Source organism: Frankia sp. BMG5.60 (assembly GCF_059428125.1).
The window spans coordinates 1,483,789-1,509,551 of sequence record NZ_CM182091.1 but is presented as its reverse complement, the minus strand read 5'-3'; the positions used below and the strand labels follow the sequence as shown (position 1 = coordinate 1,509,551).

Sequence of the window (25,763 nt, the reverse complement as noted above, 5' to 3'; positions counted from 1 at the left end):
GTGGCCTCCTCGGCGCGGGGCACCGGTCGGGGCATCCGGCGGGGCATCGGTCGGGCCCTCGGGCAGGGCATGGGTCGGGCCTTCGGGCGGGTCGTCGCGAGCGCCGCCGCGAGCACAATGGAGCCCGTGGCCCTCGACGTGGCTGTCGACGATCTGCCCGGCCCGCGCAGCCCCGGTCGGCTGCTGCGGCTGCTCGCGGCGCATCCGACCGGGGTCGACGCGGCGATCGTGCTGCCGTGCGCGGCGCTGGCGCTGATCGCCGCGGTGCTGCATCCCGAGGGGCAGGCGCTGGGCCTGGTGTTCGCGGCCGTGCTGCTGGTTCCGCTGATCTGGCGGCGGTCGCGGCCGCTGGCGGTGTTCGCCCTGCTCGCCGCGATCGCCTTCGTCCAGTGGCTGCTCGACGTGACCTCGCCCGGCGACGCGGCGCTGGTCATCGCCCTCTACTCGGTCGCGGCGTCCCGGCCCCGCCGCTGGACGCTGCTTGCGGCCGGCGTCACCGAGCTCGGGGTGGTGCTGGCGGCGGTGCGCTGGGGCGGGCCGCCGGTGCGGGAGATGTTCAGCGCCTTCGTGTTCCTCACCGGCATGATGATCGCGGCCTGCGCGACCGGGGTGAACATCGGTGGGCGCCGCGCCCGGCTGGCCTACCTGGAGGACCGCGCGGCCCGCCTCGAACGCGAACGCGACCAGCAGAACCGCCTGGGCGCCGCGGCCGAACGGGCCCGCATCGCCCGCGAGATGCACGACGTCGTCGCCCACAATCTCTCCGTGATGATCGCCCTCGCGGATGGCGTGGCGTTCACCCTCGACACCGACCCCGCCGCGGCCGGCCGGGCGGTCCAGGCCGTGTCCGACACCGGCCGGGAGGCACTCGGCGAGATGCGCCGGCTGCTCGGCATCCTGCGCGACGACGCGCAGCAGGACACCCGCGCGCCGCAGCCCGGCCTCGGTGATCTCGACCGGCTGGTCGAGCAGGTCCGGGCGACCGGCCTGCCCGTCGCCATGGAGATCAGCGGCGAGCCGGTCGTGCTGTCCGGCGGCGCCGCGCTCACCGTCTACCGGCTCGTCCAGGAAGCCCTGACCAACACCCTCAAGCACGGTGGGCCCGCGGCGACGGCCCAGGTCCGGCTGCGGTACGGCGCCGGCGCGCTCGAGGTCGAGATCCTCGACGGCCCCGGCGGTTCCGGCGTGCCCGGCGGCTCCGGGGGGCAGGGGCTCGTCGGGATGCGGGAACGGGTGGCGGCCTTCGGCGGCATCGTGGTGGCCGGGCCGCGGCCGACGGGCGGCTGGCGCGTCCACGCGCGGCTGCCCGCCGATCCCGAGCCGGTCGCGTCCGCCGACGGCGCGGTGCCGGGCAACCCCGCCCAGCACGGCCCCGCCCAGCACGGCCCCGCCCCGGGCGGCGCGATGCTGGGCGGCCCCGTGCCGCGGCCGGTCGCGGCACAGCGGGTGGCCTCGTGACCGTCTCGGTCCTGCTCGTGGACGACCAACCGCTGCTGCGCCTCGGCTTCCGGATGGTGCTGTCCTCGCAGCCCGATCTGACCGTCGCAGGGGAGGCGGGCGACGGCGCGGAGGCGATCCGGCTGACCGCCGAGCTCGAACCCGACGTCGTGCTCATGGACGTCCGGATGCCCGGCATGGACGGGATCGAGGCGACCCGTCAGATCATCGCCGCCGGCGGGACGGCCCGGATCCTCATCCTGACCACCTTCGATCTCGACCAGTACGCCTACGCGGCCCTGCGTTCGGGTGCCAGCGGCTTCCTGCTCAAGGACGTGCGTCCGGCGGACCTGCTGTCGGCGATCCGGGCGGTGGCGGTCGGCGACGCAGTGGTCGCGCCGAGCATCACCCGCCGGCTGCTCGACACCTTCGCCCACCGGCTGCCCGACCCGGACAGCCCGCGCGCTCCCGCCGATCCCCGCCTGGCCCGCCTCACCGACCGTGAGCTGGTCGTCCTGGGCGAGGTCGCGGCCGGACACTCCAACGCCGAGATCGCGGCGCGCCTCGTGCTGTCGGAGGCGACCGTGAAGACCCATGTCGGCAGGATCCTCGCGAAGCTGGAGCTGCGTGACCGCGTGCAGGCGGTCGTCTTCGCCTACGAGACGGGCCTCGTGCGCCCCTCCGACCGGCCGCCCTCCCAGCCGGGGACGGCCTGAGCGGCGCCTGACCTGCCTGACCTGCCTGACTCCTGCCCTGGCAGCGGCTCCCTGCGCAGGCCGGCGCCGACCTCCGCTGCGGACGAGAACCCGCTGCGGTTAGGGTGATTAGAGGTGTTCGTCCTGATGTGAGGAGGCTGGCCGCGGTGACGGGAGCAGGCGAGCGGGACCCGGCGGGCGGGCGGTGGTGGCAGAGTCTCGTCGAGGAGCGCAGCCCGGTGGATCTCCGGACGGACCAGCCGCATTCAGCCCGGATGTACGACTACTACCTCGGCGGAAAGGACCACTTTCCCGCCGATCGGGAAGCCGCCGAGCAGGCCCTGATCGCGTCCCCGAACGTGGCCACCGCCGCCCGGACGAGCCGGGCGTTCATGACTCGGGTGGTGCGCTTCCTCGCCGGTGAGGTCGGGATCCGCCAGTTTCTCGACATCGGCACCGGCATCCCCACCTCGCCGAACCTGCACGAGACCGTCCAGAGCATCGCCCCGGACTCGCGGGTCGTCTACGCCGACAACGATCCGATCGTGCTCACGCACGCTCGTGCCCTGCTGGCCAGCAGCCCGCAGGGTGCCACCGCCTACCTCGACGCCGACCTGCGCGACCCTGAGCGCATCCTGGGCGCCCCCCAACTGCGCGACACCCTCGACCTGCGCCGGCCGGTCGCCCTGTCCCTGATGTCGATCTTCCACTTCATTCCCGACTCCGACGACCCGCACGGCCTGCTGCGCCAGCTGCTCGAGGCGTTGCCGTCGGGCAGCTACCTCGTCCTGAGTCACGGCACCGGTGACATCGATCCGGCGGTGGCGGCCGCGGCCGAGGCCTACCGGCGCCGCGGCATCCCCACCCGGCTGCGCAGCCTGGCCGAGGTCGAGAGCCTGTTCGACGGGCTGGAGCTGGTCGAGCCCGGGGTGCAGCTGGTGCACCGGTGGCGCCCCGACGGCGCCATCCCGGCCGACCTGACCGACGCCCAGGTCAGCGCCTACGGCGGCGTCGCCCGCAAGGTGTAGTCGCGTCACGGCAGGTGGAGGGTCGGGGCCCGTACCCAGGGGAGCGGCCGACGACCACGGTGACGCCCTCGCGGTCACCGTCCCCGCCGCCAGGCCTCCCGGGCCGCGCTCCGGGCGGCGTTGTCGGGGCGCCCCACGTCGTGGACGGCTCGGTCCCCGAGGGGCAGGGCCAGCCGGGTGCTGGTGGTCCAGCGCCGGGCCGCTCCGGTGCTGCCCTGGTAGCGAAGGCCGCCCCCGCTCCCGGCCCGCGGCGGGCGGGGACGAGGGCGGGTCGGATCCACGCCGATGCGCACCCGGACCGCCACCCGCTCGTCGGACTCCTGGCAGTCGACCGCGGCCACGACCTCCGAGCTGCCCATGCTGCCTGAGAGCCACAGCTCCCGACCGTCGCCCGTGACCAGGGCGTACTCGACGCGCACGTCCCACGCGTGCCGGGCCGCCGGGTCAGGCGCCCGCGGGAGCCGGCCCCGGTGGGTCATCAGGCGATGCACCAGCCAGTCGGGCTCGGGGACCTCGGAGATCAGCATTCCGGCCGAGGACGGTCCCGCCGAGGACGCTGCCGCCGAAGTCGACCCCGGCGAGGACGTGCCCGCCGAGTTCCAGGCGTCCTGGGGATCGGCGCCCGGCCGGTGGACGTCGAAGGACAGACCCCCGCGGAAGTCCCGGGCGACCCTGGCCCGGACGGTCACCAGCAGCAGGTCGGTCGCCTCGCCCTGGTACGCCCGGTCGGAGTGGGACGGCCAGCCCTCCCACTCCGACCATGGATCCGGACCGGCGGGCCGATCCGCCAGGGAGCACATCACGAATCGCACATCCCCGTCGCGGGGAGTGCTCGCCTCGGACCACGCTCGCCGCAGAGCATCACCGCGAGGAACGAACGACCAGGTCCGATACCACCGGAGAGGCCTGGTGACCACCGTCAACCGCCGACCGGCATCCACCGCTTCACCCACCGTCCGAGCAGCCCTGGACATCCACGTGATTTCGTCATACTAAATGAGGGGCAACGGAGGCTGGTGGGGCTGGCGATCGCTCGATCGAGGCTCGGCCGGCGTGCGAGCGGAGGCGACGACTGATGAGCACAAGCAGTCACGACAGGGACCCCTACGCGTTACGGGACAGGATTCTGGCGCTCGATCCCGTCGAGAATGCCCGGGAGATCGCCCATCTTTTTCACCGCGACTTCCAGCGGGCCCTGCTACCGCAGATCGCGACCGGCTTCTTCGCGACGATCTCGCCGCCCCGGATGACCCGCATCCTGATCCGCACCGGTGAACTGGAGTTCCGGAACCGCAAACGGCTGGTGGACCAGATGCTCATCCACCACGAGATGCTGACCCACGGATTCGTGCCGGGTCGGGGGCGCGACGCGCTGCGGCGGATGAACGAGATGCACCGCAAGTACGCGATCACCGCGGAGGACTTCACGGCGGTGTCGGTCGAGACCACCCTCGGCCAGCTCACCGCGGCCCGCGAGTACGGCTGGCGGGAGCTCACCGAGCACGAGGTGCGCGGCGTCGTCGAGTTCGAGCGCGTGCAGGCCCTGCACATGAACATCCGGGACGTGCCCGCCACCGAAGCGGAGATGGTCGCCTTCCGCGACGACTACTTCGACCGGCAGGTGCGCTTCGCCCCGGCGAACCGGCGGCTCGCCGAATCCGCGCTCCGGCTGCTGGCGACCGTCGTGCCGGCGCACATCGCCCCGCGGGTGGAGCAGGTCCTGATGAGCCTGACCGATCCCCGCATCGTCGCGGCCCTGGGCTACGACTATCCCGACGCCGCCTACCGGGAACGGGTTCACCGCGCCACCCGCGAGCACGCGGCCCAGGACGCCACCGACAAGCGCGCGCCGCAGGTCGTGCTCGACCTGATCGCGAGCGTCTACCCCGACGGGTACGAGATCGACCGACTCGGCACACACCTACGCGCGCAGGAGGCGTACGGACCTCGGGACCGCAACGCCCCGACGCCCATGTGCCCCGTGTAGGCGCGGTGCAGCGCGGCATCTGCTGTGACGGCATCTGCTGTGACGGCGTCCGCTGCGGCGGCGTCCGTCAGGGGGCGTCGTTGTGACGCAGGTAGGCGAGGACGGCGAGGACGCGGAGGTTGACCGCCGTGCCGCCGGCGCCCTGGCGTAGCTGGAGTTTGTCGTTGATCGCCCCCAGATGCTTCTCGACGGTGGCGACGCTGCAGGACAGCACCTCGGCCACGCCCCGGTTCGTCCGCCCCTCCACGACGAGGGCGAGAACCCGGCGTTCCTGCGGGGTGAGGCGGTCGAGGGGGTTGCGTCGGCGCCGCCGCGACATCAGCCGGTTGATGATCTCCGGGTCGATGACGATGTCGCCCTCGGCCACCCGCCGCAGCGCGTCGACGAGGTTGGCGAGGCTGCCGACCTGCGTCTTGAGGAGGTACCCGACCGCCCGGGTGTCCGGCTGGAGGCTGAGCAGGCGCTCGGCGTAGACGACCTCGGCGTAGTGCGACAGTAGGAGCAGCCCGATGCCGGGGTGGGCGGCGCGGATGCGCTCGGCCGCTCGCAGGCCCTCGTCGGTGAAGTCCGGCGGCATGTGGATGTCGAGGATCACCACGTCGGGCCGGACCTCGTCGACGAGCCGGACGATCTCCGTCGGGGTGCCGGCGCTTCCGGCGACCTCGACGTCCCACTGCTCCAGGGCGCCCGTCAGGGCCTCGCGAAGCAGCCCCTCGTCCTCGCCGATGACTACACGCACGCATCCTCCTGGGGCTCGTCGGTCACGATGGTCCGCTGATGGCCGCCGACGGGTTCGGCGGCGAGTGGCGCCGCGCCGGGTGTTCCGGCACCGCGGTTGCGCCCATCCGGGCCCGGCAGGGGAAGGCGGACGAGCAGCCGGGTGCCGCCGCCGGCCGGGCTGTGCAGGGTGACGGTGCCGTCGAGGGCGGCGACCCGGTCGTGCAGGTTGCGCAGGCCGTGTCCGCGCCCGGGGCGGGCACCGCCGCGCCCGTCGTCGGTGATCCGCAACAGCAGTTCGCCGGGGTGGGGCTCGACCCGGATCGCGCAGTAGGTCGCGTCCGCGTGGCGATGCACGTTCGCCAGCGCCTCGGCGAGGACGAAATAGCAGGTGACCTCGATCTCCCGGTCCCAGCGGTCGGCGGGGATCGTCGCGGCGACGGGGAGGGGGGCCTGTTCGACGAGTGTCTCCACCGCCGGTCCCAGCCCCTGCTCGACGAGGATGCTGGGGTAGATGCCCTGCGCGAGGTCGCGCAGCTGGCCGACCGCGACTCCCAGCTCGCGGTGGGCCCGTTCGACCAGGCCGAACGCGCGACCTGCGCCGTCGGGCGCGGCGTGGTGCGACATGGCATGCCGGGCGCCGTCCAGCAGGACGAGGATGGCGAGCAGCCGCTGCTGGGCGCCGTCGTGCAGGTCGCGTTGGATGCGGCGGCGCTCGTCGTAGGCGGCCTGCGCCAGCCGCAGCCGGGACGCGCGGACCTGTTCGAGCTGGGCCTGCAGGCTGGCATGGAGCTGCGCGTTGTCCAGCGCCAGGCCGGCGGCGGCGAGGACCGCCTCCATCAGCGGACCCTGGCCGGACAGCGCCGGGTCGTGGGTGACCATTGCCAGCTCCCGTCCCCGCCGGTGCACCCGGGTGCGGTGGCGCCCGTCGGACGGCGATCCGATGGTCACCGGCCGCCCGGCGATGTCCACCCAGCCGGCGTCCCCGGGCAGCCGGTAGGCGAGCTCCAGGGTGTCGTCCGCGAGCACGCCGGCCATGGCGTCCCGCAGGTGGCGCGGGTTCGGGTCGGACTCCAGCTCGATGACCAGCCGCGCGACGCGGCCACGCGCGAAGCGGACCCGCACCCGGCCGACGACAAGCGCGACGGGGATGACCGCCGCCGCCAGCGAGGACAGCGCGATGAGCCCGAGCCGGAGCTGGTCCGGGCCATCCAGCGCCGACGTGACGGCGCTGCCCGTCGCGAAGGCTCCGCCCAGCAGCGCCAGCCCCCAGATCGCACCCGTCATCCGCCGTTCGGGCCGGCTCGCCGCCGCCCACCGCTGGCCCAGGCGGACGAGCACGACGGCGGCCAGCAGGCAGAACGACAGGCTTGCGGCCCGGGCCACCGGCGTGTTCGGGTGCCCGCGATCCATCCAGGGGTAGCGGGCCCCGTCCACGGCGTAGTAGGCGATCTGGCTGCCGACGGACACCGCGTAGCAGCAGACGACCAGGCAGCGGTCGACCCGTCCGCGGACCCGCCCCGCGGGGAAGGACAGGGCCAGCTGGCCGAGGAAACCCGCGTACAGGTAGGCGAGCCAGAAACCGACCGCGAAGAGCACCGGATGCGGGCTGAAGCGCAGATCGCCGAGGTACATCGCGAGGCCGGACAGCATCATCAACCGCCCTGTCCGCGGGTCGAGTCGACGCCTACGGGCCAGCAGACCGCCCAGCACGAGGAACACGCCGCAGACCCGGCTCGGCAGGCCGGCGGATCCCAGCGACCACGTGAGCGCCCCGGCGATCGGCAGGAACAGCACCGACAGCACCGACAGCACCACGTCGGCGGTGCCTGTCGTCACCGCATCTCCTCCCCGCGCTGGCGCGCCGTCCGCCGCGACCATGTCAGCCCTCGCCGGCTCTGCCACCCCGGATTCCCCTCCCAGCGGCTACCGGTTTTCCCTGCCCAAGGGGAGGGATCACCGCCGTGTCCCGCAGCGTTACCAGGCTGATTCTGACCGTGCCGGCGACGGGCGTCGGCACGGGAGGAAGGCGAATACATGACCATCACTGACGGTGCTGCGCGGGCCGGCGCCGGGCGGTTGCTCGGCCTGGCCATGGCGGTGCTCCTCGCCCTGCTTGGGGCTGTGGTCGCGGTCGCCCCGGCGGCGCGCGCGGATGTCAACCAGTGCTCGTCGAACGCGGGCGCGGCGCCCTGCCTGGTGCTCGGGTTCACCACCGGGGGCGATGATCTGCGCGGCGGCAACGACAACGTCGACGTCACCGTGTCGACGACGTTCCGGGGAGCGCGGACGTTCCGGACCGTCAACCAGGGTGCGAGCTGGTCCAACAACTCGTTCCATCAGGTCGGACTCGACCTGCGGGCGCTCTTCGGCGTCTCGCTGGACCTTTCCGAGATCACCGGGGTGACGCTCGGCACCACGTTCGGCGGCGGCATCGGCGGCGACAACTGGAACCTCGACAGTTTCAACGTGTCGTACCAGAAGGTGGCCCTGGACAACCGGATCATCATCTCGCACCTCTACGGCGGGGTGGGAAGCCCGCTGTTCCGGTTCACCCACGACGCCCCGGTGTTCCACGCCCGGATCGACGCGGTCGGCGACGGCGGCTTCGAGGAGCAGCCCGTCCGGGCCGTGTCCGCACCCTGGCGGACGGAGGGCCCCGACCCCAAGGGCGTCGACCTCGGGCTCGGCCTGGCCCGCACCGGGCCGAACAACGCGTTCATCCGCACCGCCAGCCGGAACTGGAACGCCCTCGTGCAGGACATCCCGGTCCGGCCGAACACGAACTACGTACTGCGGGGCTGGGTCCGGACCTCCGGCCACGGCGCGGGTGCCGACGTGAACACCGGATTCTTCGGGGTGCGGCTGTCGGGTGTCTGGCCGCCGGTCGAGCAGCAGTTCGGCCCGAGTCCCGCCGGCCAGTACCAGGAGATCGTGCGGCCGTTCAATCCAGGTAACCGGACCTCGGTCACGGTGTTCTGCGGATTCTGGGGACTGGGTACGGACGGCTGGATCCAGATGGACCAGATCTCGGTCCGCCCCACGTCCTGACCGGCGACTTACCGCGGGCAGCCCGGCCGCCGGATCACAGAACCGCCCGTCCCCCGGTCCGACGAACGGGTTGTCGGACCGGGGGACGGGCGTCGCCGGCCACCCGGGTTTCGCCGTTGGATCCCGGCAGGCGAGGCTCTCAGCGACCGACCTGGACGCGGTCTGCCTCCGTCGCGTCGAGCGGCAGGTCTGCCCGTTCGGCCAGGCCGTCGGCCAGCGCCGCGAGGGTGGCGTACTTCCAGACGAAGTTGCCGGGCAGGGTGATGCCGAGGGCGGGTTCGAGGCGGGAGCGCAGTTCGAGCGCGAGCAGCGAGTCGAACCCGAGGGAACGCAGCGGCGTGTCCGGGTCGATGGAACTCGAACCCAGGCGCAGGACTGCCCGCAGATGGTCGGCGAGATAGGACTCGAACGTCTCCCGCCGTGCGAGGCCGGGCGCGGCCTCGCGGATCGCGGCGATGACGTCGGGGGTGTCGTCCGCGTGGGCGTCGCCGTTTCCGCCCGGACGTCCGCCGTGCTGTGCCTGACCGTCCGGCTGCCGGGCGTCGCCGTCCGCCTGCCGGGCGTCGGCCTCCCTGCCGTGGGACTGCGGGGCGTCGGCGTCGGCCTCGGCGCGGACGAGCCCCTGGAACAGCGAACCGTCCCGGGCGGCGGCGGGGATCCAGGTGACAGGCGCGCCGGGCAGGACGGCCGCGTGGCGGCGGCGGTGCAGGAGGATCGTCTCCAGCGCGTGCAGGCCCTGCGCCGTCGAGATCGTGTCGTATCCCCGGCCGGCGAAGTCGGTGGCGGCACCCACCTCGCCCCACGGTCCCCAGTTGATCGCCGTGGTCGGCAGCCCCCGGTCGGACCGCCAGTCGGCGAAGGAGTCGAGCCAGGAGTTCGCCGCGGCATAGGCGCCCTGACCCGGGTTGCCCAGCAGGGAGGACATCGACGAGTAGAGCACGAACCAGTCGAGCCGTTGGTCGGCGGTGGCCTCGTGCAGCCGCCAGGCGGCCTCGGCCTTCGGCCGCCAGATCCGGTCGACCTGCTCACCGGTGATGCCGGTGATCACGGCGTCGGCCAGGACCATGGCCGAATGCACGACCCCGCGCAGGCCCAGGCCGTCGGCGACGGCGGCGGCCACGAGGCGGTCGGCGGTTCCCGCTTCGGCCGCGTCGCCGAGCACCACCTGGACATCGGTGCCCGCGGCGGCGAGGCGGGCAAGTCGCTCCTCGACCTGCGTCGTGGGCGCCGAGCGGCCGTTGAGCACCAGGCGGCCGGCGCCGCGGGAGGCCAGCCAGGCCGCGGTCTCCAGGCCGACCCCGCGCAGGCCGCCGGTGATGATGTAGGACCCGTCCGCCCGCACCGGCGTCCGGACACCGCCGGGCAGGGCCGCGGTCGTCCGACCCTCGGCGGGCACGGTGAGGACGACCTTGCCGATGTGGCGTGCGCCGGCCATGAACCGGAACGCCTCGGTGGCCTGCGCCAGCGGGTATGTCGTCACGGGCGGCGGCGTGAGCCGCCCGGCGGCCAGGGCCGCCGACACCTCGCGCAGGATCTCGGCGACGCGGTCGGGCCGGTTCCGGCACAGGTCGATGATGTTGACGCTGGCCAGGGTGATGCTGTTACGGAACGGCAGCAGTCCCAGCGGGTTGTCGGCGAGGATGTCGCGCAGCCCGAGTTCGACGAAACGGCCGAAGGGGGCCAGGCAGTCCAGGCCGGCGCGGATGGCCTCGCCCGACAGCGAGTTGAGTACCACGTCGACGCCCCGCCCGCCGGTGGCGGCCAGGGTCTGCTCGGCGAAGTCGAGACCGCGGGAGTCCATGACGTGGTCGATGCCCATGCCGCGCAGGTAGGCCCGCTTCTCCGGACTGCCGGCCGTGGCCAGCACCTCGGCGCCGAGCATCCGGGCGACGGCGATCGCAGCGAGACCCGTGCCCCCGGTGCCGGCGTGGACCAGGACCCGTTCCCCGGCCCGCAGCCCCGCCAGATCGTGCAGGGCGTACCAGGCGGTGAGGAAGGCGATGGGCATCCCGGCCGCGCGCACCGGATCGACGCCGACGGGAACCGGCATGGTGAACTCGGCGTCGGTCGTCAGGAACGTGCCGAACGCGCCGCCGCCGGTGAGGTCGACGGCGAGCACGTCCTGCCCGGGGGAGGGCGACGTGACGCCGGGGCCGACGGCGGTGACGACGCCGGCGCACTCGAAACCGATCGGGCCGTGCGGCAGCGCGCCCAGGGCGATCAGGACGTCCCGGAAGTTCATGCCCGCGGCCCGCACCTGCACCTCGACCTGTCCCGGCCCGGGAGTCCGCCGCGGCACGGCGACCGGATCCAGATCGTCGAGGCTGCCGCTGCTCGGCGCCAGCAGCGCGAAGCCGTCCCGGCCGAACTCCATCTCCCGCCGCCCCGCCGCGCGGCGTTCGGCGGGCGTCGGCGGCGCCGGCACGATGCGGGCGACGAAGCGAACCCCGGCGCGCAGGGCGACCTCCTCGTCCGGTCCGTCGGCCAGCAGCTCGTCGACGACCTCGGCCGGGTCGTCCGTCGACCCCGGGTCGGCGTCGATGTGCACGGTCCGCAACTCGGGATGTTCCAGTGCCAGTACCCGCAGCAGTCCGCGTACGCCACCCGGGACCAGCTCGGGTGGGCTGCCCGCGGCGAGCGTCAGCGCCCCCCGGGTGAGCGTGACCAGTCGCGGCGGCGGCCCGGACAGCCCGGCCAGGGCCTGGGCCACGCCCAGCAGTTGCCGGGTCCGGCTGCGAGCGGCGAGCGGGGGCGCGGCCGCCCCGGCTTCCTCCCCAGCCGCGTCGTCGAGGGCCGTGTCGTCGAGGGCCGTGCCGTCGAGGGCGACGAGGATCCGGTCGGGGCGGTCGGCGCCCTCGCACGCGTCGGTGAACGCCCTGCTCCAGGCATCGTCGGAGTCCTGCGGCCCGGGCAGGAGGACGGCCCGGGCCTCGGCCCCGGCGGCCCGCAGCGCCTCGGCCCACGCCTGGACGCCGCCGGTGTCGCCCAGGACCAGCCAGCGGGCGGTCGCAGCGCGTTCGCCGTCCGCCGGCGCCGGGCGCGGCGCGGGCTGCCAGTCCAGCCGGTACAGCCAGTCGTGCGCGACGCCGTTCGAGCCGGCCGGGCCAGGCTGCCACGCGGCGTCCGGCCGGACGTCACGGTGCAGGTAACGCAGGCCGGAGATGCGCGCCACGGGCGTCCCGTCCGCCGCCAGGAGCTCCGCCTGGCCGCGCAGCACGCCGACGTCGGCGCGCTCCAGCCGGCCGTGGCAGTAGCGCACCGTCGCCGGGTCTCCCAGGAGGCGGATCTCGGCGATGCCGGCGGGCAGGATCAGGCCCTCGACGCCGCCGCCGAGGACGGCGGGCAGGCAGGCCAGCAGCGCCTGCGCGCAGGCGTCGAGAAGCACGGGGTGCACGCACAGGGCGTGCGGGGTCGCGGTCGCGGCGGCAGGCAGCGCCAGGGCCGCCCAGACGCTGCGCCCGTCGGCGGACAGGTGTAGACCGGTCACCGCGGTGAAGGCGGGGCCGTGGTCGATCCCCCGCGTGAGCAGGGCCTCGTGGAGCTGGCGGACGTCGACCGGGTGGGGATGCGCCGCGGCGCGGGTGGCGAGGGAGCCGCCGGTGTGCGCCGGCGGGCCGGTGGGGGAGCCGTCGCCGCCCGGGGAGTCGGGAGTGAGGGCCGGCTCGTGGGTCCGGTGCAGGGTCGCGACGCTGTGCCGCACCCAGCCGCCGTCCCCGCCGTCCCCGCCGTCCCCGCCGGACCCGTCCCGCCCGCCGGACCCCTCGGCGGCGGCGCCGGGGGCGCCGGCACGGCTGAAGATCTCGCACCGGGCCTGGTCGGAGCCCCGTGGTGTGACGGTGACCGTGAGATCGGTGTGGGCGTCGAGGACGAGGAGGTCCTCGAAGGCGATGTCGGTGACGCGCAGATGTTCCGGCCCGGTGGCGAACGCGTGGCCGGCGGCGGTGAGCGCCAGCGCGCTGTAGGCGGCGCCCGGCAGGACCGCCCGGCCGTTGACGCGGTGGTCGGCGAGCCAGGGGACGGCCGAGGTCCCGACGTCGGCCCGCCAGAGGTGGCGCACCTGCCCGCCTGGAATGTCGGTGTGTGTTCCGGGCAGTGGCGGGCTCCCCGGCTGCGGCCTCCCGTTGACTGCCGGGCCGTCGAGCCCGGCGGAGATGAACGCGGACCCGGGGGAGGGAGCCGAGGCCGAGGTGGGGATGGAGGCCGTGGGGGGGATGGAGGTCGAGGAAGGGGCCGAGGTCGAGGCGGGGACGGAGCCGGGGCCGGGGCCGGGGCTCGGGGTGCCGCCCGTCGTCGGGGCGGACTCGGCCACCCAGTGGCGTCGGCGATCGAGGGTGAGCGGGGGGAGTTCGACGAGGGCGCCCGTCGGGTAGAGGGCGCTCCAGTCGACCGGGACGCCGACGCAGTGGGCGGCGGCGAGCTGCGTGCGGAAAACCTGCTGGCCGTCCTCGTCGCGGCGCAGGGTGGGCAGGACGACGGGTTCGCGGCGGCTGTCGGCGAGCGTGTCGGTGATCGAGCGCGTCACCACCGGCTGCGGGGAGACCTCGATGAAGACCCGGTGGCCGTCGGCGGCGGCCGCCCGCACCGCGGCGGCGAACCGGACGGGCCGGCGCAGGTTCGCCGCCCAGTAGTCGGCGTCGAACGTGGGGACGGCCCCGGGCTCCTCGGCGACGGTGGAGTAGAAGTGCAGCCGGGGCGACATCGGTTGGAGCTGCGCGAGGTCGCGGGTGAGGTCGGGGAGCAGGGCGTCGACCTGCGGGCAGTGGGAGGCCACGTCGACGGCGATGCGATGGGTGGGGATCCCGCGATCCGCCCAGCGGGCGACGAGCTCGTCGATCCGCTCGACTGCCCCGGCGACGACGGTGGAACCCGGCGCGGCCAGCACGGCGATCGACACCTCGCCGCCGCCCGTCGCCGCCAGTTCGGCGTCGACCTTGTCGGGGTCGAGGGCGACGGTGGCCATCGCGCCGGCGCCGGCGATGCGGGTGAGCAGGCGGGAGCGTCGGCAGATGACCCGGGCGCCGTCGGCGGGGGTGAGGGCGCCCGCGACGACGGCGGCGGCGACCTCCCCCATCGAGTGGCCGATGACGCCGGCCGGCGTGACGCCGTGGGCCCGCCACAGCGCCGCCAGGCCGAGCTGCAGCGCGAACAACACCGGCTGGACCCGGGCGCATCCCGTCACCGGTTCGCCGGCGCGCAGGGCGTCGAGGACGGAGAATCCGGCCTCGGCGGTGATCAGCGGCTCCACCTCGGCGATCGCGGCGGCGAACGCGGGCTCGGTGTCGAGCAGGTCACGGCCCATCCCGGCCCACTGCGAGCCCTGCCCGGAGAACACCCAGACGGTGTCCCGGCGGACTCCCGCCGGGGTGGTGCCGGTGACGGCGTTCGGGGTGAACCGGCCGGCCGCGACGGCGCGAAGGTGGTGGACCAGCTCGTCGCGGGAGGCCGCGACGACGCCGAGGCGGCCACGGCCGGCGGTGCGGCGGCGGGCGAGGGTGTAGGCGACGTCGGACAGGGCCGCGTTGCGTCCGGCGCCCTCCAGCCAGTCGGCGAGGCGGGTGGCGGCCGCGGGCAGCACCGCGGCCGATCCGGCCGGGACCACGACCACGTCGGGCCCCCGGACCTCGGGCGCGCCGGTGGCCGCCGGGCCGTGGGTCGCCGCCGGGCTGTGGGCCGTCGCCGGAACGTCAGGGGCCTGTTCGAGCACGACGTGGGCGTTGGTGCCGGAGAACCCGAAGGACGACACAGCCGCGATCCGGGTGGCCGCCCGGCCGGGCCACGGCACGAGGTCGGTGGGCACGAAGAACCGCGAGTCGGCCGCGGCGATCGCCGGGTTCCACTCCTGGAAGTGCAGGTTGGGTGGGATCTGGCCGTGCTGCAGGCAGAGCACCGCCTTCATCAGGCCGGTCACGCCGGCGGCGGGTTCGAGGTGGCCCACGTTCGTCTTCACCGAGCCCAGGGCGCAGGGGTCCGCGCCGGAGCCGTATGCGCGGTCGAGCGCGGCGAACTCGATCGGATCCCCCACCGGGGTTCCGGTGCCGTGCGCCTCGACCAGCCCGACCTCCGCGGGGTCGACCCCGGCGCCGCGCAGGGCGGCGAGGGCGACGGCGTGCTGGGCGTTCTGCGACGGCACGGTCAACCCGTCGGTCCGGCCGTCCTGGTTGACCGCCGAGCCGCGGATCACCGCGAGGATCCGGTCGCCGTCGCGCCGGGCGTCCGCGAGCCGCCTGAGCACGACGACGCCGCAGCCCTCCCCGCGGACGAAGCCGTCGGCGGCCGCGTCGAACGCGTGGCAGCGGCCGGTGGGGGAGAGCATGCCCATTCGGACGAAGGACTTCGTCACCCGCGGCCACAGCATCAGCGTGACGCCGCCGGCCAGCGCCACGCTGCACTCACCCGCCCGCAGGCTCTGGCTGGCCAGATGCACGGCGACCAGGGACGACGAGCAGGCGGTGTCGACCGTGAGGCAGGGGCCGTGCAGCCCCAGCAGGTAGGAGATCCGCCCGCCGGCGACGCACACCCCGTTGGTGAGCACGGAGCCCTCCAGCTCCTCGGGGCGTCCGGCGAGCCGCTCCATGTAGTCGGTGTAGCTCAGCCCGGTGAAGACGCCCGTGCTCGTGTCGGCCAGCCGCTCCGGCGGCATCCCGGCGTGGTCCAACGCCTCCCAGGCGACCTCCAGCAGCAGGCGGTGCTGGGGATCGAGCACGTCCGCCTCCCGGGACGACACCCCGAAGAAGTCCGCGTCGAAGCCGGCCACGTCGTCGAGGTAGCCGCCCCAGTTCGGCACGCTCCTGCCTGCGGCCGCCAGGACGGGGTCGAGCCACGCCCCCTCGTCCCACCGGCCGGCGGGCGGTGCGGCGACGGCGTCGCGGCCCTCGGCCAACAGGTCCCACAGGGCCGCGGGGGAGTCCGCGCCACCCGGCAGCCGGCACCCCATGCCCACGATGGCGATGTCGTCGCGTACCGTGCCGGGATTCACGTCCCGTCGCGTGTCGGGGTCCGCACCGGTGCCCAGGGCGGGGTCGTGGGTGCTGCCGCCGGAGTCGGCCTGGTCGTGTCCGCTCATCGGTTCCTCCGCGGGGTGCCTGCGCGTTCGGGGGGGTTGGGCGCGTTCAGGGGTGCCTGCGCGTTCAGGGGTGTTGGGCTCAGCGGGCGTCGGCCGCGGCGAGCAGGAGCACGCTCTTCGTCCCGCCGATCTGGTAGGTGAAGCTGAGCGCGTGGTCGAAGTCGAGCGGACGGGGAGACGTCCCGACAACGGGATCGAAGGTGAGGAAGTCCGCCGGCTGCTCGCAGTTCGCGGTGGGGCACACCGCGCCCTTCTCCATCATCAGCAGGGTCAGGGCCGCGCCGAGGGCACCGGACTGGGCGCCGCTGTGCCCGAAGCAGGCCTCCTGCGAGCTGAGCAGCACCGCCGGCACGGCCGGCCCGTACAGTTCGCGGACCGCGTTCGCCTCGGTGGTCGTCACGTTCAGGTCGCCGTCGCTGCCGCCGTTGATGTAGGGGATCTGCTCGACGCCGACGCGATCGCCCAGGCAGCGCCGCACCGCGGCGACCAGGGCGGCGCCGGAGTCGTCCAGCGACAGCGGGCTCGCCAGGCCGTCGCGGGTGGTGGCCTGGGCCAGGATCTGCCCGTAGATGTGGGCGCCGCGGGCCTCGGCGTGCCGGCGGCTTTCCAGCACCACCGTCACCGAGCCCTCGCCGAAGTTCACGCAGTCCGCGCGGGTGTCGTACGGGCGCATCGGGCGGTCCATCGACGGCAGGGTCTGCGGCATCGTGGTCGCCTCCGGCGCGGCGCCGCGCTGCGCGGCGAACAGCAGCCGCTGCGCGTTGCGCATGATGTCCATGTTGAACGCGTCGACGCCGGTGACGACCGCGATGTCCACCTCGCCGGCGGCGATCATGCGCAGGGCGTTGCCGAGCTGGACGGTCGACGACGAGCAGCCGCACGACACGGTGAAGCTCGGCCCGGTGGACCGGGCGAGGGACGCCTGTAGCAGCGCGACGTCGTAGGAGGTGATGCCGAGCTGCGCGCGGATGAACAGCGCCGTCGCCTCGTCGGCGGGGAGCTCCTCCGGGTTCGCCTCGCGCAGGGCGAGATAGGGGTCGACGTTGTCGTCGAGGCCGCCGCGTCCGGTCAGGATCGCGGCGTCGGTGAGATCCCCCGCCCGGAAGTCCAGCTTCCCGTCCGCGCAGGCCTCGACGAACGACACCAGCCCGAAGCGGTGGGACGAGGTGAACTGGCGCGAGTACAGGGCGGGAAACTCCGGCAGCCGCGTTTCGAACGCCTCCGCCGTCAGGTTCACCCGGCCGTGGTAAATGCCGTCGCTGACCAGACAGGACCGTCCGTGTGCGGCGACGTCCCAGACCTGCTCGGCGGTGAACACGGGATTGTCCCCACCGGGAAGACAGAAGCCCATTCCGGTCACCAGCACGTCCCGCGCGTCAGGTCCCGAGGTGTGCGCAGCCGATCCAACCATCATGATCACCAATCCGTGGTCTCGACACCGTCGTGGCCACGATTGCCCGCCAAAAGTGACATGTCGTCATTTAGGTCGTATTGGTCCTTGGTGGTCGGTTCGAACTCCGGGTAAACCCCCGGTTCAGGCTCCGCTCCAGCGGTACAGGTTTCCCGGGCGTCCCGACCGGCCGTAGCGCTGCGTCCTGGTGGCGAGCCGCTGCCCGGTCAGGCGCTCCAGGTAGCGACGGGCGGTCACCCGGGCCATGCCGAGCTCCTCGGCGACGTCGTCCGCGGAGACGGGGTTCGGCGCGGACCGCAGAAAGGCGACGACCGTGTCGAGGGTCGCGGTGGACAGGCCCTTGGGCTGGTGGGCGGACCTCGCGGTGTCGGGCCGCAGAACGGCGAGGGCGGAGTCGACCTCGTGCTGGCCGACCGGTCCGGCGGGGTCGGCCGTGGTCTGCCGGTGAAACGCCGCATACCGCTCCAGGCGCTGCCGGAAGGCGGCGAAGCTGAACGGCTTGACCAGGTACTGCACGACGCCGTAGGACACCGCCGCGCGTACCGTCGCCAGATCCCGGGCCGAGGTGACGGCGATGATGTCGGCGGTCGAACCATGCGCGCGCAGGGCGCGGCAGACCTCGAGGCCGGTCATCCCGGGCAGGTAGAAGTCGAGGAGCAGCAGATCGGGTCGGTCGGCGAGGGCCACCCGCAACGCCTCCGTTCCGCTGCGGACGACGCCGCACACGGTGAACCCCGGCACCCGCTCGACGTAGAGCCGGTGGGCGTCGGCCAGCAGCGGGTCGTCCTCGACGATCAGGGTACGGACCACGCCGTCACGCCTCCTGCTCCGAGCGGGTGTCCGGGCGCGCCGGCAGCCGCACGGTGAACACGGTCTCGCCGTCCCGCTCCCCGGTCTGGCCGTCCCGCTCGACGGTCACGCTGCCCGCGTAGCGGCGGACCACCTGCCGCACGAGCGCGAGCCCGATGCCGCGACCCGGCACGGGGCCCGCCGGCTCGGCCTTGGTCGTCCAGCCGAGCCGGAACGCGTCGTCGATCTGGTCGGGCGCCAGCCCCGGACCGGTGTCGGCGACTCGCACGACGCACGCCTCCCGATCGGCCTGGACGGCGACGGTGACCCGCCGCGCCCGCCGCGCCGGCCGCACGCTGGGGTCACCGGCCAGCGCCGCGTCCACAGCGTTGTCGATCAGATTGCCGACGAGGGTGACGAGGTCGGCGGCGTCGATGCCGAAGGACTCGAAGTGGGTGTCCTCGGTGACGACGAGCTCCACGCCCCGCTCATGGGCCTGTGCCACCTTGCCGAGCAGCAGCGCGGCGAGAACCGGCTCGTCGACGGCGGACAGGAGCTGGTCGGTGAGCCGTTGTGCGCCCGCGAGCCCGTCGGTGGCGAAGGTGACGGCCTGGGCGTAGCGCTGGAGCTGCACGAGGGTGACGACGGTGTGCATCCGGTTCGCGGCCTCGTGCGCCTGGGCCCGCAGGGCGGCGGCGAACCCGCGGACCGCATCGAGCTCGCCGGTCAGCGCCCGCAGCTCGGTGGTGTCGCGCAGCGTGACGACGCTGCCCGTCGCCCGGTCGTGATGGGCGGTCGGTCGCTGGTTCACGGCCACCAGCCGGTCGCCGACGGGGAGCACGGCGTCGTCGACCAGACGACCGGAACCGAACAGTCCGGCGACGGCCGGGTCCAGGCCGACCTCGTCGACCGAGCGCCCCTCCCCGCCGGCGGGCAGGCCCAGCAGGCGCCGGGCCTCGTCGTTGGCCAGCAGGAGCTCCCGGGAGCCGTCGATGATGAGCACGCCCTCCCGCACCGCGTGCAGCACGGTGTCATGGTGCTCGTACATGCGGGCGAGGTCCGCCGAGCCGAGGCCGTGGGTCTGACGACGGACCCGCCTGCTCAGCAGCACCGCTCCACTCAGGGTCAGCACGACGACGGCGGAGCTGGCGCTTCCGACGACGAGGAGCTGGCGGGTCACCGACTCGTCGACCGCGCGCAGGGTGATCCCGGCCGCGACCAACCCGCGGACGGAGCCGTCCGCGCCGAGCACCGGCACGACGGCCCGTACCGAGGGGCCGAGTGTGCCGGTGAAGGTCTCGGTCAACTCGTGCCCCCGCCCCCGCAGGGCGGGTTCGATGTGGCCGATGAAGTGCTTTCCGATGAGACTCGGATTGGGATGGGTGTACCGGATGCCCTGCGCGTTCATGACCACCAGGAAGTCGACGCCGGTGCGCCGCCGGACCCGCTCGGCGGTCGGTTGCAGCTCGGCGCTCGGGTCGGGTGCGGCCAGTGCCGCCTCGATTCCGGGCGCCTCGGCGAAGGTCTCGGCCACGGCCAGGACGCGCTCGGCCGTGCTGCGGCTCGCCGCATGCCGGGCCATGAGCACCAGCGCCGTGCCCGCCGCGGTCGCCACGACCACCACCACGACCACCTGGAGGATCAACACCTGTCCGGCGATGCTGCGCCGCCCGAGCACCGCCGAGAGAGACCGGTTCGTCGGCGGGGGTTTTGTGGCCGGCGAGCCGTCGCGGGTCCGAACGGCGTAGCGGCGTGGCCTTCCCGTGGGGTCCGTCATCTGCCGCAAACCTCGGCCGCCACCTCCGTACCGGTGGACCCGCTCACGCGAAACCGCACTCGGAACACCCGCTCCCGCGGCCGGCCAGCCGCGGGAGAAAGACGCCACCGCGGCACGGGGAGAAAGATGAAGATCTTTTGTGAACTGCGTTCATGGCTGCTCACAAGACTCTCGACAATATCTGTGCCTAGCTAGGCTGATATTTCTGGCGAGAAGCGATGCTGGTGTCGGTCGGCTGTTTCGTCAAGTCTCTTCCGGCGGCCCTGTCACCTTCGGGTGAAGATGCGGTGGACGTCGCGCAGGTCAGGCGCGAGGTAGGCCCTGCGGCTCGCGGGTCGCTGGTCGGCACCGTCATTGGCGTGGGTGACGACGAGAGGTCGTCGTCGGCGTGGCCGGCCCGGCTGTCCGGGCTGCCGTGGCCCGTCCCGCCACCAGCGCCCTCGCATCCCGGAAACCACTCGCGGAATCAGCCCACCGCGACGCACGCCACATTCTTACGAAAAGTGATCGATCAACTTCTTGCAGGCGCTCCGGGGCGGGGATTCGACCCGATCGGCGCCAGAACGTAACTGTCTGGCTCCGAAGTCGGTCGCGGGCCGGGTGGTGTGACGGGCCGCCGACGAGGCGTCCCGGGGTGGGCTCCCCACCTTCCGCACTACACATCAACACGGACGGTAGGGGAGTCCACTCGTCGACCCGATTCTGTCAACACGCAAGAGATTTTGTTCGGATGGCTTCCGGCCTGGTAGGGGTAGTGCGGACGGAATCCAGGACGTGCCCCTGGTTGTTCGGCCTGCACGCCTTCCCTGCTAGGCTTCCGCCGAAGAATTTTGAAAGATCAGGTCGGAGATAAGTAGCATACGGATCATCGTGTGGGAGCGACTTCTTCCGAGCGCCGTCGGCCCGAAAGACGGGTGGCGCGGGAGCTTGCGGCCGAATGTGTGACGGACGCCATTCGTGCTGCCGTCGTCCTGGGCGGAACTGCAGCGGAGCTGGTGTAACCACGGGGGTTTCAGTCGGGTCTCAACAACAGTCGAGAGGTGGCTCATGCGGGTGTTGCGGACGAGGTTGGCCGTGGCGGTGGTTGCGGCGGCGACGATGCTGGCGGCGTGCAGCTCCGGCGGATCCTCGGATGCTTCGCAAGCGAGGGGGGCCTGTGCGCCGGGGGTGACCGACAGCTCCATCAAGGTGGGGCTGCTCTACCCCGACACGGGGGTGATGGGGACCCAGTTCTCGGGTTACCGGGCCGGTGTCAACGCCCGGATCTCGGCGGAGAACGCCGCTGGCGGTGTCAACGGGCGAAAGATCGACTACGTCTGGGAGGACGACGAGTCCGATCCCCGGGGCAATCTGCAGGGCGCGCGGACCCTGGTGAACGAGGGGGCCTTCGCCGTCCTGCAGTACACCTCGTTCTCCCAGGGCTCGGCCCAGTACCTCGACGACCAGCACGTTCCCGTCGTCGGGGTGGCCGATCAGCCGTTGTGGGGTGACCACGACAACATGTTCACCTACACCTTCGTCACCGACTCGGGGCGCAGCACGACGACGCTCGCCGACTTCGTGCGCCAGCAGGGCGGCACCAAGGCGGCGCTGGTCGTCACCTTCCTGACCGAGGCGTCCAAGCTGTACGCGGCGGGCGTCCGGCAGAGCCTGGAGAACGCCGGCATCCCGGTGATCCAGGACGACATCGACTCCACCAACGCCACGGACGTCGCTCGGAAGATCATCGCTGCCGGCGCCGACACGGTCATCGCTGCCTCGCCGCTGGACCTGTACACCGGCGCGCTCGACGCGGCCATCAGCGCCGGCCACCCCATCAAGGTCGCGGTCTCGGCGGTCAGCTACGACCCGCGCCTGCTCGCGCCCTACGGCCAGAAGCTCGCCGGCACCTACTCCCAGCTCACCTTCGCCGCACTGGAGCGGAACCTGCCCGCGCAGCGCCGGTTCCTGCAGGCGATGGCCGCCTACTCGCCGGAGATCCAGCCGCCGGGCCAGAACAGCGCGGTCGCCGGCTACATCAACGCGGACCTGTTCATCCGTGGCCTGAAGACCCAGCAGGGCTGCCCGACCCGGGAATCGTTCATGACCGGCATGCGATCGATCACCGGCTACGACGCCGACGGCATGATGGCGCAGAAGATCAACCTCACCGCCGACCACGGGCAGCTCGACCGCTGCTCGGACTTCGTGCGCATCGCGGCCACCGGCGACCGCTTCGAGGTCGTCAACCCGCAGCCGCTGTGCGGGCAGCGCATCGGGGGCAACGGGTAGGTCGGCGGCGACCAGGAGATCGGCGGCAGCGGGTAGCAGCCCGCCCGTCCCGCCCGTCCCGCCGGGCCACCGCCGGCGGGACGGGCGGACGCCGCCCACGACCGGGCCGGGACGTGGGTCCGGTCAGTCCTCCACCGCGCGCAGCGCCGTCGCCGGGCAGCGGTCGACCGCCCGGCGCGCGGCGTCGACGTTGGCCGGATCCACCGGGTCGACCTCGTCGACCAGCGGCGTCACGAGGCCGTCCTCGCCCTGGTCGAAGACCTCCGGCGCCGTCATCACACAGTTTCCGGCGCCGATGCACCGGTCCCGTTCGGCCACGATCCGCACGGCTGCACTCCTCCCTCGACGATCCTCATCCACCCTCACCCCGGCTCCGGCTCCGGCTCCGGCCCCGGCGGACCGCGGCCGTCACCACGTGACGGGCAGCGCCTGCAGCCCGTGGATCACCGAGTAGGGCCGGAAGGCGATCTGCTCGTACGGCACGGCGAGCGCGAGGCCGGGGAAGCGCCGCAGCAGGGCAGGGTAGGCGATCCGCAGCTCCAGGCGGGCCAGCGGCGCGCCGAGGCAGTGGTGCAGACCGTGACCGAAGGCGACGTGCCCGGTGGGCTCGCGGGTGATGTCGAGGCGGTCCGGATCGTCGACGAGGGCCGGGTCGCGGTTCGCCCCGGGCAGCGCGAGGACGACGTGTTCCCCGGCCGCGATGGTGCTCCCGGCGATGGTCACCTCCGTCGTCGCCGTGCGCGGGATACCGGCGTGGACGATGGACAGCCAGCGCAGCAGTTCCTCGACGGCCGGTTCGACGCTGGCCGGGTCGTCGCGGACCCGGGCGAGCTGGTCGGGGTGGCGCAGCAGCGCGAGGGTGCCCAGCCCCAGCATGTTCGCGGTCGTCTCGTGGCCGGCGAGCAGCAGCAGGGAGGCGATGCCGACGAGCTCCTCGGCGCTGACGTCGTCGCCGTGCTCGCGCACGAGCATGCCGAGGATGTCCTCGCCGGGATCGCGGCGCGCCCGCTCGACGAGGGTGGCCATGTACGCGCGGCTGGCCTGCTGCAGGGCGAGGCGGCGCTGCGGCGGGTGGGAGGCGTCGAGCTGGTCGGCGGTGCGCCGCTGGAAGTCGGCCCGGTCGGCGTACGGGACGCCGAGCAGCTCGCAGATGACCAGGGACGGCACCGGCAGGGCGAACGTCGAGACCAGATCGGCCGGCCTGCCGGCCCGCTCCACGTCGTCGAGGGCCGCGGAGACGATCTCGACGATCCGCGGCTCGAGCGCCCGCATCCGGCGCATGGTGAATTCCGGCGTGAGCATTCGGCGCAGCCGGGTGTGCTCCGGCGGGTCGTAGGAAAGAAGATTCCCCACCCGGGCCCGCGCGTACTCCTCCTCGGTCGGCCCGGCGGCGCCGGGGGGCGTGAGTGCCCGCCGATCCGCGGTGCTGAATCGCGCCGAATCGGAAAGGACGTCCCGAACGTCGTCATAGCGGCTCACGAGATGGGCGGGTACACCGAAAGGTGTCACCACCGGACAGACGCCGGCGCTGTCGCGGGCCGCACCGAGCTCGGAGATCGGATCGAACTGTGCGCGCCGCATGTGCAGTGGTATTTCCGATACTTCGGTCATCGCCTCTCCGCCCTTCGCCGATCGCGCTGAACGTGATGCCGACGACGGTACCACCGAAGTGAAAGGTCACTATCACTTCACCGGAACGGGTCTGCCGGACCGATCTCCATCGGTGCGGCGGGTGTCGCGAACCGGCCCCGAACTGCGCGTACCGCCGCGCGGGCCGCCACTACCCCCGGACCCGTCCGGGGGCACCTTGGTGGTAATCGCGTCGATGCCATTCACCGGGCGGGCGGGCCATGTCCGGGGATGGCCTCGATGCCGGCGCCGTCGATCTCGCCGGCCGCGGCGTCCGCGGCGTCCGCGGCCTGGATCTGCGCGATCTCGACCAGCCGCCGCCCGACCCCGGTGGCCAGCGCGGCGCGCACCGCCGCCGCGAAGACGGCGAGGCTGAAACCGGTCACGAGCGCGAGGTCGACCCAGAACGGCAGGACACCGCGTCCCCCGAACTGGCCCAGCCAGGACAGGATCGCCAGGCCACCGAGCCACGGGGCGATCCACCACGCGGCGCGCCACTCCAGGTCCGCCCGCCGCCCGGCGGGCCGGGTCGCCCGGTAACCCCCGAACACCGCCAGCCCGAGGGCGATCGCGGCGAACAGCTTCTGGTTCGTCCGCCAGCCGGCCCAGTAGATGACCAGGTTGGCCGCGGCGAAGGCGAGCGGGGCGAGGATCCGCGCGGCGGGCAGGCGGTAGGGGCGCGGCCGGTCGGGGTCGGCGCGGCGCAGCACGGCCAGGCAGACGGGCGCGAAACCGTACATGACGAACGTCGCCGAACTGACCAGCCGGACCAGGTTCTGCCAGCTCGGAAAGGGCAGGAGCACCACCATGCCGACGGCGGCCGCGAGCAGCACCGACACGATCGGCACCCCGCGCCGGTCGAGCCGGGCCAGCGCGGCCGGCAGGCCCCGGGTGCGGGCCAGGGAATAGGACAGCCGGGCCGAGGTACCGACATAGATCAGCGCGGTACCGCCCGGAGAGACGACCGCGTCGATATAGAGCAGAATCGCCAGCCAACCCAGGCCGAGATTGGTGGCAAGCGTCGCGTAAGGCCCGTAGTCGCCCGCGCCGAGCGGCCGGCTCCACCCCGCGTCGAGCCGGGCCGGCTCGACGGTGGCGATGAAGGCGACCTGGAGCAGGAAATACAGCGCCGTGCCGGCCAGGGTCGCCACCATGATTGCCCGAGGTAGATCCCGGTGCGGCCGTTTCGCCTCGGCGCCCATCTGCACGGCCTGCTCGAAACCCTGCAGCGAGAACACCACCCCCGCGGGCAGCGCGGCGAAGACGCCCTTGGCGCCGAACGGGGCGAATCCGCCCCCCGCCTGGAAATTCGTCGGATGGAACGCGGTGACCGTCAGCGCGACGGCGGTGACGGCGGGAACGAGCACCTTCCACCCGACGGTGACGGTGTTGGTCCGGGCCAGCCAGCGCACGCCGAGCAGGTTGACGACGGTGAGGACGACCAGGGCGGTGGCGGCGAGGGCGAGACCGCTGCGGGTCAGGGTGCCGTCGTCATCGACCAGTCCGGGAAACCGGTGGTCGAGATACGACAGCGCCGCGGTGACCTCGAGCGGAGCCAGGGCGACGGCGGGAATCCAGGCCACCCAGCCGGCGACGAACCCACCCAGCGGCCCGAGGACCAGGCGGGGATAGCGGGCCGTGCCGCCGGCGACCGGGTAGGCCGCGCCGAGCTCGGCGTAGACGAGGGCGAGCAGGGCGACCAGCGCGCCGGCGATCGCCCAGGAGACGACCGACGCGGGCCCGGCCACCTCGGCGGCGGTGAGCGCGCCGAGCAACCAGCCGGACCCGATGACGGAGCCGAGCGAGATGAAGGTCAGGCCGGCCAGGCCGAGCTGGCGATGCAGCCGCGCGCCGCCGGGGTCCGTCACCTCGCGCACCTTGCGCACCTCGTGCACCTTGCGCACCGTG

16 protein-coding genes are annotated in these 25,763 nt (G+C 73.4%); 6 read left to right on the top strand and 10 right to left on the bottom strand.

Annotated features, from left to right (window positions below):
• The 3 genes from AC5R91_RS06180 to AC5R91_RS06170 all read left to right on the top strand — a co-directional run bounded on the left by AC5R91_RS06180 (position 1) and on the right by AC5R91_RS06170 (position 3,160).
• A complete protein-coding gene (locus AC5R91_RS06180; RefSeq protein WP_495396164.1) occupies positions 1 to 1,458 on the top strand; it encodes a sensor histidine kinase in 1,458 nt (485 codons plus the stop codon).
• Complete coding sequence (locus AC5R91_RS06175) at positions 1,455 to 2,153, top strand: response regulator (protein WP_495396163.1); 699 nt, start codon at positions 1,455 to 1,457, stop codon at positions 2,151 to 2,153. Before AC5R91_RS06180 ends, AC5R91_RS06175 begins: the two co-directional genes overlap by 4 nt.
• Positions 2,154 to 2,299: 146 nt before the next feature.
• Positions 2,300 to 3,160, top strand: coding sequence for an SAM-dependent methyltransferase (locus tag AC5R91_RS06170; RefSeq protein ID WP_495396162.1), 861 nt, complete (start codon positions 2,300 to 2,302; stop codon positions 3,158 to 3,160).
• A gap of 74 nt (positions 3,161 to 3,234) precedes the next feature.
• On the opposite strand, the gene AC5R91_RS06165 is transcribed toward AC5R91_RS06170, so the two are convergent.
• The gene (locus AC5R91_RS06165; protein ID WP_495396161.1) at positions 3,235 to 3,960 is read right to left on the bottom strand and encodes a hypothetical protein; all 726 of its coding nucleotides are present in this window, start codon (positions 3,958 to 3,960) and stop codon (positions 3,235 to 3,237) included.
• Between the two features lie 275 nt (positions 3,961 to 4,235).
• On the opposite strand from AC5R91_RS06165, the gene AC5R91_RS06160 reads away from it, so the two are divergent.
• Positions 4,236 to 5,147 carry a hypothetical protein gene (locus AC5R91_RS06160; RefSeq protein WP_495396160.1) on the top strand — a complete coding sequence of 304 codons (912 nt, stop codon included), beginning with the start codon at positions 4,236 to 4,238 and terminating at the stop codon, positions 5,145 to 5,147.
• Between the two features lie 67 nt (positions 5,148 to 5,214).
• On the opposite strand, the gene AC5R91_RS06155 is transcribed toward AC5R91_RS06160, so the two are convergent.
• Positions 5,215 to 5,886: a response regulator transcription factor gene (locus tag AC5R91_RS06155; protein ID WP_495396159.1), complete on the bottom strand. Its 672-nt coding sequence runs from the start codon at positions 5,884 to 5,886 to the stop codon at positions 5,215 to 5,217.
• A complete protein-coding gene (locus AC5R91_RS06150; RefSeq protein WP_495396158.1) occupies positions 5,877 to 7,703 on the bottom strand; it encodes a sensor histidine kinase in 1,827 nt (608 codons plus the stop codon). The genes AC5R91_RS06155 and AC5R91_RS06150 overlap by 10 nt, the downstream gene beginning before the upstream one ends.
• Before the next feature lie 198 nt (positions 7,704 to 7,901).
• On the opposite strand from AC5R91_RS06150, the gene AC5R91_RS06145 reads away from it, so the two are divergent.
• Positions 7,902 to 8,915, top strand: coding sequence for a hypothetical protein (locus AC5R91_RS06145; RefSeq protein ID WP_495396157.1), 1,014 nt, complete (start codon positions 7,902 to 7,904; stop codon positions 8,913 to 8,915).
• Positions 8,916 to 9,054: 139 nt separating this feature from the next.
• Here the strand turns inward: AC5R91_RS06145 and AC5R91_RS06140 are convergent, their stop codons facing one another.
• The 4 genes from AC5R91_RS06140 to AC5R91_RS06125 form a co-directional block, all read right to left on the bottom strand.
• On the bottom strand, positions 9,055 to 15,978 hold the full coding sequence (locus tag AC5R91_RS06140) for an SDR family NAD(P)-dependent oxidoreductase (protein WP_495396156.1): 6,924 nt from the start codon (positions 15,976 to 15,978) through the stop codon (positions 9,055 to 9,057).
• 79 nt (positions 15,979 to 16,057) lie between these two features.
• Complete coding sequence (locus AC5R91_RS06135; protein WP_495396155.1) at positions 16,058 to 17,389, bottom strand: beta-ketoacyl-[acyl-carrier-protein] synthase family protein; 1,332 nt, start codon at positions 17,387 to 17,389, stop codon at positions 16,058 to 16,060.
• 123 nt (positions 17,390 to 17,512) lie between these two features.
• Positions 17,513 to 18,199: a response regulator gene (locus tag AC5R91_RS06130; RefSeq protein WP_495396153.1), complete on the bottom strand. Its 687-nt coding sequence runs from the start codon at positions 18,197 to 18,199 to the stop codon at positions 17,513 to 17,515.
• A gap of 4 nt (positions 18,200 to 18,203) precedes the next feature.
• Positions 18,204 to 19,955 (bottom strand): ATP-binding protein, encoded by a 1,752-nt coding sequence (locus tag AC5R91_RS06125; protein WP_495396152.1) that lies wholly within the window; start codon positions 19,953 to 19,955, stop codon positions 18,204 to 18,206.
• A 1,167-nt stretch (positions 19,956 to 21,122) separates the two neighbouring features.
• On the opposite strand from AC5R91_RS06125, the gene AC5R91_RS06120 reads away from it, so the two are divergent.
• Complete coding sequence (locus AC5R91_RS06120; protein WP_495396151.1) at positions 21,123 to 22,226, top strand: ABC transporter substrate-binding protein; 1,104 nt, start codon at positions 21,123 to 21,125, stop codon at positions 22,224 to 22,226.
• A gap of 123 nt (positions 22,227 to 22,349) precedes the next feature.
• Here AC5R91_RS06120 and AC5R91_RS06115 read toward each other — a convergent pair whose 3' ends face one another.
• The 3 genes from AC5R91_RS06115 to AC5R91_RS06105 form a co-directional block, all read right to left on the bottom strand.
• Positions 22,350 to 22,553 (bottom strand): ferredoxin, encoded by a 204-nt coding sequence (locus AC5R91_RS06115; protein ID WP_495396150.1) that lies wholly within the window; start codon positions 22,551 to 22,553, stop codon positions 22,350 to 22,352.
• Between the two features lie 81 nt (positions 22,554 to 22,634).
• Positions 22,635 to 23,837, bottom strand: a complete 1,203-nt coding sequence (locus tag AC5R91_RS06110) for a cytochrome P450 (protein WP_495396149.1) — start codon at positions 23,835 to 23,837, stop codon at positions 22,635 to 22,637.
• A 221-nt stretch (positions 23,838 to 24,058) separates the two neighbouring features.
• On the bottom strand, positions 24,059 to 25,759 hold the full coding sequence (locus tag AC5R91_RS06105; protein WP_495396148.1) for an APC family permease: 1,701 nt from the start codon (positions 25,757 to 25,759) through the stop codon (positions 24,059 to 24,061).
• Positions 25,760 to 25,763: the final 4 nt, after the last annotated feature.